Source organism: Bradyrhizobium sp. WD16, from assembly GCF_024181725.1.
Lineage (GTDB): Bacteria > Pseudomonadota > Alphaproteobacteria > Rhizobiales > Xanthobacteraceae > Bradyrhizobium_A.
The window spans coordinates 1,530,756-1,543,923 of sequence record NZ_CP028908.1; the positions used below are offsets into that span (position 1 = coordinate 1,530,756).

The following is a 13,168-nucleotide window of genomic DNA, read 5'->3' on the forward strand; positions in this document are numbered from 1 at the left end:
TAATCCGCCCGCGCCGGACCGCCAACCTTTTTTGGCTTGCGACGAAATCACCTCAATTTGACGGGATCCGCACATTTCTCGCACGGTGGCTCTCGCAGCTCCGATATGGGAATCTGCCGGCCGGGCGAATCACATTGCGTGGACCGTCGAAGCGGTCGGCGGCCACGATGACGAAACGGAGCATACAGGACGTGCAGGCGAACTTCGCGGCTTTTCAGGACTGGCTGGTGCAGGCCGGACGCTCGATGGGGGCGGAGATCACGTCGCCCTGGTTCTACACCCAGCTCGGTCTCATCATCGCCGCGGCGGGCTTCGCCATGGCGGGTGCGGCGGCGCTGCGGGCAAAGGTCGACCTCGGTGATCTCGGCGCCGCCTGGCCGCTGCCGTTGCGCCGGCTGCTGCGGGTGCTGGTGCACAGCTTCGCCGTCCTGATCTTCGGGGGCCTGACCTTCGTCATGCGCCTCGTGATGCTGGCGACGACCTGGCCGAGCCGCAGCTATCTCCTGATCACCGCCGCCAGTCTCGCCTTCGCCTGGCTGGTCATCCGCCTCGTCACCTCGGCGATCCGCAACGAATTCGCCGTCCGCCTGATTTCCGTGCTGGCCTGGGCGATCGCGGCGCTCAGCATCCTCGGCCTGCTCGACCCCGCAGTCGGCGCGCTCGATTCCGTCGCGGTGGTGCTGGGCGGGCTGCGGCTCACCCCGCTCCTCATCCTCAAGGCCGCGGTTTTCCTCGCGGTGGCGCTGTGGATCGCCGGCGTGATCGGCTCGTTCGCCGAGCGGCGCATCGCCTCCTCCAGGGATCTCACGCCTTCGCTGCAGGTGCTGCTCGCCAAGGTGACGCGGGTGGTGCTGATCGTCGTCGCCGTCGTGGTGGTGATGGCCGCGGTCGGCATCGATCTGTCGTCACTGGCGATTTTCTCCAGCGCCATCGGCGTCGGCATCGGCTTCGGCCTGCAGAAGATCGTCTCCAATTTCGTGTCCGGCATCATCCTGCTCACCGACAAGTCGGTGAAGCCCGGCGACCTGATCACCGCCGGGGACAGCTTCGGCCGGGTCGCCGCCATGAATACCCGCTACATCCTGGTCGCCGCCGGCGACGGCCGCGAATTCCTCATTCCCAACGAGGACCTGGTGACCCAGAAGGTGGTGAACTGGACCTATGCGGACAGCAACACCATGGTGAAGGTCAATTTCGCCACCACCTACGACGCCGATCCGCGCCAAGTGTGCCGGCTCGCTGTCGAGGTGGCGGCCGCCGCGCCACGGGTCCTCAAGCTCAAGCCGCCGGTGTGCCTGATCACTGAATTCGCCGAAAGCGGCATGAAATTCACCGTCACCTTCTGGATCGCCGACCCCGAGGCCGGCATGGACAATGCCCGCAGCGACGTCATGCTGGCGCTGTGGGAGACCTTCCGGCGCGAGGGCATCGAAGTGCCCTATCCGGTGCGCGACCTGCGCCTGCGCGGACCGCTTGCCGTCGAGGTGGCGGCGACGAACGCGGCGGGCTGAACCGATGCGCCTGCCCGGCCCGCTCGAACCCGCCCGGCTGGTGCGGCGCTACAAGCGCTTCCTCGCCGACGTCGAACTCGCCGACGGCAGCGTGGTGACCGCCCATGTCGCCAATCCGGGCGCCATGACCGGCCTGCAGCCCGAAGGTGCGCGGGTGTGGTTGTCGAAATCGGCCAATCCTTCGCGCAAGCTGCCCTATTCCTGGGAGCTGGTGGAAATCGACCTCGGCAGGGGGCCGGAACTGGTCGGCGTCAATACCGCCCATCCCAACACCATCGTCGCCGAGGCCCTGGCGGCCGGCGCCATTGCCGAACTCGCCGGTTATGCCTCCGTGCGCCGCGAGGTGAAATACGGCCGCGCATCCCGGGTCGATTTCGTCCTGGAAGGCGAAGACCGCCCCGTCTGCTATGTCGAGGTCAAGAATGTCCACCTGATGCGCCGGCCAGGCCTTGCCGAATTTCCCGATTCGGTGACCGCGCGCGGCGCCAGGCACCTTCGGGAACTCGCCGCGGTGGCCGGCCAGGGCGCGCGTGCAGTCATGCTGTTCGTCGTGCAGATGGGCTCCGCCACCGCATTGACCCTCGCCCGCGACATCGATCCGGCCTATGGCCGGGCGTTCGATGCCGCCCGAGGCGCCGGGGTCGAGGCGCTGGCCTACCGCTGCCGGATCGCGGCGGTGGGCGACCTCCACGAAATCATCCTCGAATCGCCCGTTCCTGTGCTGGATTGAGCGAAATACGGTGCGAAGCGACCATTCCGGACAACTTCGGCGCCGGTTCGCTTGCGCCGCGCCAACCAAGGCTTAAATTGGGGGGCAGATCCGCGTCGGCCGCCGGCCCGCCCCTTCACCTTAAAAAGATCAGATGATGAGTTATGTAGACGCCACCGACATTGCCCAGCGTAAGACCGGGCAGATCAAGTTGCACGGCCCGGCCGCGTTCGCCGGCATGCGCAAGGCCGGTGCCCTGGTCGCCCGCTGCCTCGACGAACTCAACGACCTGGTCCAGCCCGGGGTGCCGACCTCTCGCATCGACGATTTCGTCCGCGAATTCGCCTTCAGCCACGGCGCCTTCCCGGCCACGCTGATGTATCGCGGCTACCGCTATTCGACCTGCACCTCGATCAACCACGTGGTCTGCCACGGCATGCCGGGCGACCGCCTGATGAAGGAAGGCGATATCGTCAATATCGACGTCACCTTCATCGTCGAGGGCTGGTACGGCGATTCCAGCCGGATGTATGCGGTGGGACCGATCTCGCGCAAGGCGGAGCGGCTGATCGACGTCACCTACGAGTCGCTGATGCGGGGCATCGCCGCCGTGAAGCCCGGCGCCACCACCGGCGACATCGGCCACGCCATCCAGAGCTTCGTCGAGCCCCAGCAGATGAGCGTGGTGCGCGATTTCTGCGGCCATGGCCTCGGCCGCCTGTTCCACGACGAACCCAACATCATCCACGTCGGCCGCCCCGGCGAAGGCGTTCCGCTCCGGCCGGGCATGCTCTTCACCATCGAGCCGATGATCAATCTCGGCAAACCCCATGTGAAGATCCTGTCCGACGGCTGGACCGCGGTGACGCGGGACCGCTCGCTGTCGGCCCAGTTCGAGCATTCGGTGGGCGTCACCGAAACCGGCGTCGAGATCTTCACGCTGTCGCCGGCCAAGCTCGACAAGCCGCCCTTCGCGGTGACCTGAGCCCTTCTCCCGGCTTCGTCGTCACGAAAATCCGCGCTTTTCAAACCAGGCCCGCCACGGCATGGTTGCGAGAACAGACCCTCGCAACCGGAATTCTGCCATGTCCGCCTCCGAGGACGCTCCGCCGCCGCGCGAGCCGCCGCCGCATTACCACGGCCATCGCGAACGCCTGCGCGAGCGCTTCCGCAGCGCCGGCGCGGATGCGCTCAGCGACTACGAATTGATGGAGCTGGTGCTGTTCCGGGCGCTGCCGCGCGGCGACGTCAAACCGCTGGCCAAGACCCTGATCTCAACCTTCGGCTCCTTCGCCGAAGCGGTGCATGCGCCGGAGGCGCGGCTACGTGGCATCAAGGGCCTCGGCGAAGCCGCCGTGACCGAGCTCAAGCTGATCGCCGCCGCGGCCAGCCGGATCACCAGGGGCGAACTCAAGCCGCGGGCGCGGCTGTCCTCCTGGGCCGGCGTCGTCGACTACTGCCGGACCACCATGGGCTTCGCCGAGCGGGAGCAATTTCGCATCCTGTTCCTCGACAAGCGCAACGCGCTGATCGCCGACGAATTGCAGCAGACCGGCACCGTCGATCACACCCCGGTCTACCCGCGCGAGGTGGTCAAGCGCGCCCTCGAACTGTCGGCCAGCGCGGTCATCCTGGTCCACAACCACCCGTCCGGCGACCCGACGCCGTCGTCCGCCGACGTCCAGATGACCAGGCAGATCGCCGACGTCGCCGCCCCCCTCGGCATCACCATTCACGACCACATCATCGTCGGCAGGAACGGCCACAGCAGCCTCAAAGCGCTGAAGCTGATCTAGTGTCCCGTCTCCGAATTACCGCTTCGTTTGCCTCAGACTGCGACGGCAGAAATTCGTTCTCGTAGAGCGGGGGGTGTTCGGCGGTCTTCGGCGTTCTCATCGGCAGGTTGCTCTTGGACTACGTCATTCCCGAATTTCGAGAGTTTCTCCACACCGACCGTCGCTGGACGGCAGGAGCCGACCCTTCAATGCCCTTCCTTTCTGGCCAGCCATACGACAATCCGCGACCCATAGCCGACCGTCGCACGGTCAAGCGGCAAGGTCAGAATCAGGTGGGGAAGCGGTCGTTACTTGAAAAAAGCGACGGCGTCGGACTTCTGTGGCGCCCGCTTGACGACCAGTGAACTTTGCTCCGTTCGTTAGTCTCCGCTCGGACGGCGAAAAATAGTATCGGACGGCGTCACAAGTTGATCTGTTGAATCGTCAATAGGCCATGGGCAATGCGCCATATGGGGAAATGTCGCCGATGACACCCAACACAAAGCGACCTTCCGGGCCGTACAAGCAGACAGGTGTGTCCGGGAACCCGACGCCGACACATGTCGACATATTCGAGCACGCGCGACCACGGCTGCTCGGCGTCGCCTACCGAATCCTCGGTTCGCGTGCTGAGGCCGAAGATGCGGTTCAAGACACCTTCCTTCGCTGGCAGGAGACCGACATCGCGACCATCGGATCGCCGGGTGCCTGGCTCACCACCACCTGCACGCGTCGCGCCATCGACATGCTTCGCGCCGCCTACCGCAGCCGCGTGGACTATGTCGGCAACTGGCTGCCAGAGCCGGTCCACACTTTCATTGACAGCGAGGCGGAGGCGCAAATGGAGCTTTCATCCTCTCTCTCGACTGCCTTCCTGCTGATGCTGGAGCGGCTGACGCCGAAGGAAAGGGCAGCCTACCTGCTCTACGAGACATTCGAGATGCCCTATGCCGACGTCGCAGCGTCGCAGGATATGAGCGAGCCGGCGTGCCGCAAGCTCGTGTCGCGCGCCAAGGCGCGTATCGGTGACGACCAGGTGAGATACCAGCCGCCGCGAGAAAGACAGGAGGAACTGCTGGCGGCCTTCGAGGATGCCATTCGCACGGGGCGGTCCGGCGACTTCGCCGCGATGCTGGCCGGCGATGTGCGCCTGACCGCCGACGGCGGCGGCAAGGTGGCGGCGGCGTCCGGTGTCATAGAAGGAGAATCCGTGCTGGCATTCCTGAAGGAGCGGCTGAGCGAATGGTGGGCAGCCTACGAATGGAGCATCACCGAGCTCAACGGCGCCCGTGGGCTGATCCTGAAGCAGGAGGGCAAGATTGTTGCAACGGTCTCGTTCGCCTTCGACCGTTCAGATCGCGTTACCGACATCTTCATCGTGCGCAACCCCGACAAGCTCGCTGGCTTGAGCGATACGTCAATTCACTGACCGATCGGGTCGCTTCAATCGCCAGCCAATGCGGACTCGGCGCGGGCGGACGCTCACGCCAGGTCTTTTTCAAAGTGGCGCCCCTCGCCAGGCGCCACGACATGCCGTCAGAGATTTCGTTCCCGCGCGTCACAAACACCTCCCCTCGAACGTCACAAAGGCATGGGCATCGAGCCCGCCAATGGCGGCCACAGGCCGCGCAGTTCGAGGAGAACATCATGAGTAAAAGCGCACTCTTCATCAGGCACAAGACAAAACCCGGAAAGCGCGACGAGGTCAGACAGGTCTGGGAAAAATACGCACGCGACTATGTCGCCGGCAGTAGCGGCCAGCTCTCCTATTACTACTGTTATGACGACAACGATCCTGATGCGATCGTCGTCTTTCAGCTTGCCGCCGATCAGGCCAGTGGCCAGCAATTCGTGAAGCAGCCCTGGTTCGCCGACTACGAGCGGGAAACGGCCGCTCTGCTCGCCGGTCCTTCTGAGTTCCGCGCGGCAACGCCGTGCTGGCTGAAAGGCGCCGCCACCTAGCTGATCGACAAGGATCCGGCGGATGGATCCGCCATCCGCCGATTTTCCAATGAAGATGCGCGCTTTCTTCACCCCCGACAAACTCAAACCGCAGCATCGCTGCTTGAGGTTTCACATGAGCACTATTGAGATTGGCGCGCGCGAGACTCACCCTGGGTGGGCTGCGCTCCTCGGCGGCAGGAATGCCGTCTACTCCGTCATTCTGGCGGGCGGCGTCACGCTACACGCCCTCAACATCTACATCGTGACCACGATAATGCCGTCCATCGTCGGAGACATCGGCGGGCTCGAATACTATGCCTGGAGCACGACACTGTTTGTCGTGGCCTCAATCCTCGGTGCCGCGCTGTCGTCGCGCCTGCTTGACCGCGTGGGTCCGGGACGCGCTTACGCATCCGCCACTGCCTTGTTCGCGGCAGGCGCCGTGATCTGCGCGGCGGCGCCGGCGTTTCCGATGCTTCTTGCCGGACGTTTCGTGCAAGGTCTTGGCGGCGGACTTCTCTTAACCCTGGCTTACGCTGTCGTCCGCCTCGTCTATCCCGCAGCCCTGTGGTCGCACGCCATCGGCCTGATCTCGGCAATGTGGGGGGTGTCGACATTGGTTGGTCCTGCCGTCGGCGGCGTGTTTGCCGAATTGGGCATCTGGCGGGCGGCGTTCTGGTCTCTGGTTCCGCTCTCGGTGATCTTCGGAACGATCGCGATCGCCGTTCTTCCAAGGGGAAGCCGCGACAAGGCTGAGGGGCCCTCGCCGCTGCCGCTCCCGCAACTAGCCCTGCTGACCGCCTCCGTGGTTGCGGTCTCCGCGGGGGGCGTCAGCCTCAATCCCTTATGGAACGGAGCAGGATTGGTGCTTGCCGGACTAATGGCGGCGCTCCTTCTGCGGGCCGAACTGAACGGGCGCGCCCGCCTGTTGCCGAAGGGGGCGCTCGATACCGGCGGACGACTCGTTGCGCTTTACGCGACGATCGCCCTCCTGGTGGCGGGGATGCAGACCGACATTTTCGTCCCCTATTTCCTCCAGGTACTCCACGGTCAGTCGCCTTTAATCGCCGGCTATCTCGCCGCGCTGATGGCGATGGGCTGGACGCTCGGCTCCATGCTGAGCGCGGGTCGGTCCGGTGAAGCAGGGATTCGCGCAATCCGTACCGGCCCCGGGTTTGTCCTGGCCGGTCTCGTGGTCCTGCTTTTCTTTGTTCCGGTGGCGGGTGGTGTCGGATTGCAACTGGTGCCGATCTGCGCCGGCCTGCTTCTGGCCGGACTGGGCATCGGTGTCACCTGGCCGCACCTTGTGACAAACGTCTTTAAGGAGTCGCCGGTGTCGGAGCAGGGGCTGGCGGCAGGCTCGATCACGACCGTCCAGCTCTGCGCGACAGCATTCAGTGCCGCGGCCGCGGGCATGGTGGCCAATCTCGGCGGGCTCAGCGACCCGGGCGGCGCGGAAGGTGCATCGGGTGCCGCGCGCTTGCTGTTCGGCGTTTTCCTGGTAGCGCCGGCTCTCAGCCTCGTCTCCGTCAGGAGACTCGCGGGACGCCGGAACCCGGAGACTGCCGCTGAAGCTGCCGTGGTGGCTAATATCTCCCGTTGCGGCCCTTCCACCTCACCCATCGCGGATTAGCGGGGTTCGACCGACCTTCATCTCCGCACATCGAGGGGCAAGCGCTGCGGAGCAAATCAGTCGTAGTCACTTCGGCGCTCCTCGGCCGCTCACGGCGGCATCCATCGGCGAACGGCCACAATATCATAGTGCTCCAGCGGAGACGTAGTTATCAGTTTCATCCCTCCCGGCGCGCCAAACTCCGCCGATTCTACGATTTCCTGCCCGCCTCCCCGCCGGACCACGACGGCAGGAATTTGTCGTCGTGGGAGGGGTAGTGTTCGGCGGCCCGTGGCGTTCGCATGAGCGAATTGCTCTTTGGCGGTCAATGCCGTGACGGCAACGGCTCGTGTCACGAGATCAGGCTCGGACTTTGGATCGCAACGCAACGCGGAGACTAGCCGGCGTCACCATAATTTACGCGCTTGACTCGATATTCCCCATGCGAACGATTTGACACACTCCTGAAATGACAGGGATGCTGCCGTCTAGCTCAAGCCCGCAATAATAAACAATCCCAATGCGCAGACGAGACTGACGAGTTCGGCTGATGTGCGCAGCTTGTCTTTGTCGGTGAGGTAAAAGGTCACGTGTGCCATCCGGGCCAGAACTCAAACGGACGCCAATAGGTCAATCTGGTTCTGAGGAGCATGCACGAAGAGCGCGATGATTACCGCTGCCGCAAAGCCAGCCAGCGACTCGAAAGCATTGACATGAGCGTCCCAGGCCCGTTTCGGCAGACCCTCAATGCGATTCGGGAAGTCACGCGGATTTCGGTTGTCACGTAGTCTTTTCCCATCCGGCCCTCGGCCTCTGTTTCGGGCGATGCCGAAGCAGACATAAGGCAGGGTGACCGCGATCAGTACGCTCCTCACGACCACATCATCGTCGGCAGGAACGGCCACAGCAGCCTCAAAGCGCTGAAGCTGTCTAGTGCGGTGGATCTGACGCTCGTATCAGTATTGCAGCGAACTCTTCATACGCGCGTCAGATCCAAAACCGCACTAGAATCATAATCATGCTAGTGTGGCGTCTCGCAATTACCTACCGCCTTTGCGGCGAACCTCTCGTAGGCAATTGCGAGACATAAGCCACACTAGCACTTTGATTTTGCTAGTGTCCTTATGTCTCCGAATGACCGTGCGAGCGTGAGGCAAATGGGGCGGTAATTCGGAGACAGGACACTAGTGTCCCTTTGGTTCTAACGTTCGTAGAAGTGCTCGCTGCAAGGAAATACGAACGCTAGAACCGGGACACTAGAGCCCCGAATCCGAAGTTCGCTTCATTCTCAGCGCGCTACGTCCATCAGAATGCGCCGGTCAGCGATCGCGTCACTGCGTTGCCAGCTTGGCCGCGCCGTTGGCGAGGATCTCGCTGAAGCTGGTGTCCCAGAACCTTGCGACTTCGACCCGGGTGTCGAGAACGCCGAGCTTGAGGAAGGTGTCGGCGACCTTTTGATGGGTATCGGGTATATCCGGTGTCACGCCGACGAGCGAAAAGTCGGTGCTGCGATGGGCGAACTGATCGAGGATATCGTCGAGCGGCAAATGCGTTTCGGCCACTTGTGCCGCGGCGTAGACCGGGAAATTCTTGTTGGCAAAGGCATAGGCGCGCTGGATCCGGAGCAAAAGGTCGGCCATGGCCGCATGACGCAAGGCGTCGTCGATGGCCTTCGGGTTGGCATAGACCGGGAAATTTCCGGAAAGATAGCCAACGCCGGTCTTCAGGAGGCGCGCTCCCTGCCTGGATATGGCGAGCTGACCATTGTAACCGTAGATCGCCCAGGCATCGAGCTTACCGGAGGTGAAGGCCGAATAGCCGTCGGACGGCGTCAGGTTGATGGCGTCGATGTCGTTGAAGGAAAGGCCGACCTCCTCGAGCTGCTTGGACAGGAAATAGTGGGCGGTCGTTGCGCGCACGTAACCGACCTTCCTGCCCTTGAGATCCGCGATCGAACGTATCGGCGAATCCTTGGCAGCGACGGTGACCTGGGTGTTGAGGTCCTCGTGCGACACAGCGATGAAGCGCACATTGGCATTTTGGCGGGCGGCGAACATTGCAGGAATTTCGCTGCCCGAACCGAGATCGAGGGCATCGCTGTTGAGCGCCTCGATGTGCAGGACGCCGTTGTTGAGCTCCTTCCAGTCGATCTTGTATGGCGTCTTGTCTTCCCCGGCGGCCCGAAGCAGGGCGCGCCAACCGCCCTTGTAATGGGCCACGCGCAGCGTGACCCCGCCGAGATCGCTATCCGAGCCTCGCCTGGTTTGCGCTCCTGCGCTGCCGGCGACGAGGCCTCCCGCAAGCACGCTGAGCAGGGAACGACGGGAGACGAAAAACGGGCTGGTCACGGCGGCTCCTGTTGAGCAGGTCTCGATGCTTCCACCATAAAATGTATGGATGTCACGGACTATTCTGTTTTTCGGCGGTCGCACGAAATGAGTATTCCAACTTTTGCGACAGACGCGCTGTCTGTCGGATGTTCATCGCCGGAGGCGTGAGCAGTCGAGGCCGTCGGTACCAGTCGATTCGACAGTGATGCTTCGAAGCGAATGCCGAGATTCGTACGCTGGCAGTCTCTGAAGCGGAGGCATGCTGGTGCCGCCGCCCGGCACCACTGTGCGCTACCGCCCAACATCGGCCGGCACGGCCATGCCGGCTTGAAGGCGACGAGGCTGATTTGAATCCTTGCCTCTGTATGCTGTTAGCCCATTGGCGCGTCGGGGCTCATGGCGCAATTCGAGAAAAGTAGAAGGCTTCCTCTGACCACGCCGATTGTCCGAATTTCTCCGACCGATTGCCCCGACGCAAGACGGCACGACCGTCCGCTGACGACCCCAAACCTGGTTGGCTGAACAAACAAATGATGGCGCCATCTCAGCCGCGCTGCTGGCGGCGGCTGCATTTGACTCCCAGCGCGACATAGCTTTAGATATTCGGGACGGTTCCTCATTATTGGGGATGAAAAGGGAATGCGGTGCAAGGAAGCTTGCTCGATTCCGCAGCTGCCCCCGCAACTGTAAGCGGCGAACCTTGTGTCACGAGCCACTGGGCGACTCGGCCCCGGGAAGGCGACGCAAGGTAACGACCCGCGAGCCAGGAGACCTGCCGTCAGCCGTGGTCACACGCGAAAATGTCGGTCGGGGAGTACAGACATTGCTTCACTGAAGGTTGTCGGCCTAAAGGTGAAACTTGGCTCGCTGTGACGTGCCACTGACGTCATACCGAGGTCCGAACCTTGTCTTCTGCCACCACCGGCGACCCGCGCCGCAATTTCCTGTTTGCATCCGGCTTTCTCGTCTCCATGCTCGCGCTTGACGTCTCTGCCGCGCAGGGACAGCAGCTTCCCTCTTCCAGTCAGCTGCCGCCTATCGAGGTCTCTCCGCCGGCGACCCAAAATCGAACGGGGACAAAGCGGAGCCGCGATTCGGGATCGCGCCCGCGCCCGGCAGCACCAATCGGAGCGACATCCAACGCCACCGAGCAGAAGGAAGACGCCCGAAACGCGGTGCAGACGCCGCTCAACACCGGAACCGTTGCCGAAAGCGCTTCGCGACTGGGCTTGAGCGCGCGCGAGGTTCCCGCGACCATCGAAGTGATCGGGCAACAGACCATCGGCGACCGCGGCTATCGAACAGTAACGGAAGTGGCGCAGGGCGCGGTCGGCGTGACGTCGGGCGATAATCCCGCCGAGCCGTCAGCCTTCTCAATGCGCGGCTTTACCAACAGCCAGATCAATGTGCTCTACAATGGCATCAAGGTCGGCCCTCAGAACATGACGTCTCGGTTCATGGACACGGCCAATCTGGAAAGCGTCGAATTCCTGAAAGGACCCGCTTCTCTTATGTCAGGAGAAGGCGCGAGTGGCGGCGCCGTCAATTTCGTGACGAAACAACCGCACACCGGCCCGATCCGGAACGAGGCGCTCTTCTCATACGACTCACTATCGTCCTTCCGCAGTTACTACGGCTCAGGCGGAAGCACCAACATTCAGGGACTGGACTACCGGTTCGATATCAGCCGGTCGTCGCTAAGCGGCTTTGTCGACGATACGAACACCGGGTTACTGGATGTGTCAGGTCGACTGAACTACCGCCTATCGGACAATTTCAAGATCTGGGGGGCCATCGAGTACAAGGAAGACCGGTCGAAGGCCTACTGGGGCGCACCGCTGGTCTCTGCCGCATTCAGCGGCCCCCATGCCACGACCGGCATCGTCTCCGGAAGCTACGTCTCGAACTACAATGGTTCGAATCTCGGGCCCGTCACGATCGATGACCGCACCTTCACGACCAATTACAACGTACTCGACAACCATACCGATGCAAAGGAGCTGTGGCTTCGTGGCGGTTTCGAGCTCACTGTTGCGCCGAATCTGACACTGAAGAGCCAAGTCTATGGTTACGGCGCGGAACGTGAGTGGTTCAACAACGAGGTGGAAGCATTCAACGCCAGTCTGAACCTGGTCGATCGAGAGCGGTTCTTCGTGGCGCACAACCAGAAACTGGCGGGAAGCATCACCGATTTGACGTGGGACTCCGACATCGCGGGCTTGGGAAACCGATTGGTGGCAACCTTTGCGGCGAGCGGCCTCGACTTCGTCCGCCCGGGCGCGGCCAATTTCCCGCACGACCTGGTCACGCTGGTCGATCCGATCAGGGGATACTACGGGCCTCTGACGACGCAGCAGCAGACCGCAAGGATCGACAATGAGTCACTGTCAGTAGAAGACCGCCTGAAGATCACGCGAACATTCGCGCTCGTTGGCGGCTTGCGGCTGGAGCATATCGGGCTCGACCGAAATTCGACCGATGTCAACGGCGCGGAGAAGGCGGGCTTTCCGTTCTCAAAATCCTGGACGCCGCTGACGGGCCGGATCGGCTATACTTGGGAAGCCATCCCCGGCCTGACCTTCTTCAGCCAATATGCCACCGGTGCGGACGTCTCGGCGAACAACACCTTCCTGCTCGGGCCGCGCCAGCCGCTCGATTTGACCACGTCCCGCACCTATGAGACGGGCGTCAAGCACCTGTTCTGGGACAACAGGGCGGAATGGTCCTTCTCCTTATTCGACGTCTTGCGAAAGAACGTCTATGCAGCGGCCGGTGGAATGCAGCTCAACATCGCCGGACGGCAGGAATCGAAGGGCGTGGAACTGGCTGCCGCCATCCGCCTGACGCCGGCGTGGAAGATCTGGGGCAACGTCGCCTATGTCGATGCGCGGTATGCCGACTACACCTTTGCCGGCGGCTCGTTTTCCGGGAATGCCCCGCCGAACGTACCCCGTGTCGTAGCCAACGCCGGAACGTCCTATCAATTCTCCACCCCTTGGCCTGTTGAGGTCGGCATATCCGCACGTCACGTCGGCGATCGGTACAACACCGATGCCAACACGGTTGCGCTGAAGGCCTACACCGTCGCGGATGCCTATGCATTCGTCGACATCCCAAAGTCCGTCTTCGATGCAGTCGAGCAGACCCGGGTGACGTTCCGCATACGAAATCTGACGGACAAGCGTTATGCCATTTGGGGTGATCCGTTCTATCCCGATCAGGTTCTGCTCGGAGCTCCGCGAACCTATGAGCTTTCCGCCGCATTCAAATGGTGATGTGCTGATCTA

Annotated in this window: 9 protein-coding genes, 1 pseudogene and 1 riboswitch; of the genes and pseudogenes, 8 read left to right on the forward strand and 2 right to left on the reverse strand. The window is 62.7% G+C overall.

Annotated features, from left to right (window positions below):
* Positions 1–167 precede the first annotated feature (167 nt).
* From DB459_RS07115 to DB459_RS07145, 7 genes are all read left to right on the forward strand, one after another.
* On the forward strand, positions 168–1,511 hold the full coding sequence (locus DB459_RS07115) for a mechanosensitive ion channel family protein (RefSeq protein WP_371926887.1): 1,344 nt from the start codon (positions 168–170) through the stop codon (positions 1,509–1,511).
* Between the two features lie 4 nt (positions 1,512–1,515).
* On the forward strand, positions 1,516–2,241 hold the full coding sequence (gene sfsA, locus DB459_RS07120) for a DNA/RNA nuclease SfsA (protein WP_253712197.1): 726 nt from the start codon (positions 1,516–1,518) through the stop codon (positions 2,239–2,241).
* Positions 2,242–2,377: 136 nt separating this feature from the next.
* Positions 2,378–3,205, forward strand: a complete 828-nt coding sequence (map, locus tag DB459_RS07125) for a type I methionyl aminopeptidase (RefSeq protein WP_253713455.1) — start codon at positions 2,378–2,380, stop codon at positions 3,203–3,205.
* A gap of 100 nt (positions 3,206–3,305) precedes the next feature.
* The gene (gene radC / locus DB459_RS07130) at positions 3,306–4,016 is read left to right on the forward strand and encodes a DNA repair protein RadC (protein ID WP_253712198.1); all 711 of its coding nucleotides are present in this window, start codon (positions 3,306–3,308) and stop codon (positions 4,014–4,016) included.
* Between the two features lie 433 nt (positions 4,017–4,449).
* Entirely contained in the window at positions 4,450–5,424 is a 975-nt protein-coding gene (gene sigJ / locus DB459_RS07135; protein WP_253712199.1) for an RNA polymerase sigma factor SigJ, read from the forward strand.
* A 218-nt stretch (positions 5,425–5,642) separates the two neighbouring features.
* The gene (locus DB459_RS07140; protein ID WP_253712200.1) at positions 5,643–5,957 is read left to right on the forward strand and encodes a putative quinol monooxygenase; all 315 of its coding nucleotides are present in this window, start codon (positions 5,643–5,645) and stop codon (positions 5,955–5,957) included.
* 22 nt (positions 5,958–5,979) lie between these two features.
* Positions 5,980–7,572 (forward strand): MFS transporter, encoded by a 1,593-nt coding sequence (locus tag DB459_RS07145; protein WP_253712201.1) that lies wholly within the window; start codon positions 5,980–5,982, stop codon positions 7,570–7,572.
* A 467-nt stretch (positions 7,573–8,039) separates the two neighbouring features.
* On the opposite strand, the pseudogene DB459_RS07150 reads toward DB459_RS07145, so the two are convergent.
* Together DB459_RS07150 and DB459_RS07155 are read right to left on the reverse strand one after the other, a co-directional pair.
* Positions 8,040–8,456: pseudogene (locus DB459_RS07150) on the reverse strand (MAPEG family protein).
* A 426-nt stretch (positions 8,457–8,882) separates the two neighbouring features.
* Positions 8,883–9,899, reverse strand: a complete 1,017-nt coding sequence (locus DB459_RS07155; protein ID WP_253712203.1) for an ABC transporter substrate-binding protein — start codon at positions 9,897–9,899, stop codon at positions 8,883–8,885.
* Positions 9,900–10,473: 574 nt separating this feature from the next.
* Positions 10,474–10,676: riboswitch (cobalamin riboswitch) on the forward strand.
* Between the two features lie 176 nt (positions 10,677–10,852).
* Between DB459_RS07155 and DB459_RS07160 the strand changes: the two genes are divergently transcribed.
* Positions 10,853–13,156 (forward strand): TonB-dependent siderophore receptor, encoded by a 2,304-nt coding sequence (locus tag DB459_RS07160; protein ID WP_253713456.1) that lies wholly within the window; start codon positions 10,853–10,855, stop codon positions 13,154–13,156.
* The last annotated feature ends 12 nt before the right edge of the window (positions 13,157–13,168 follow it).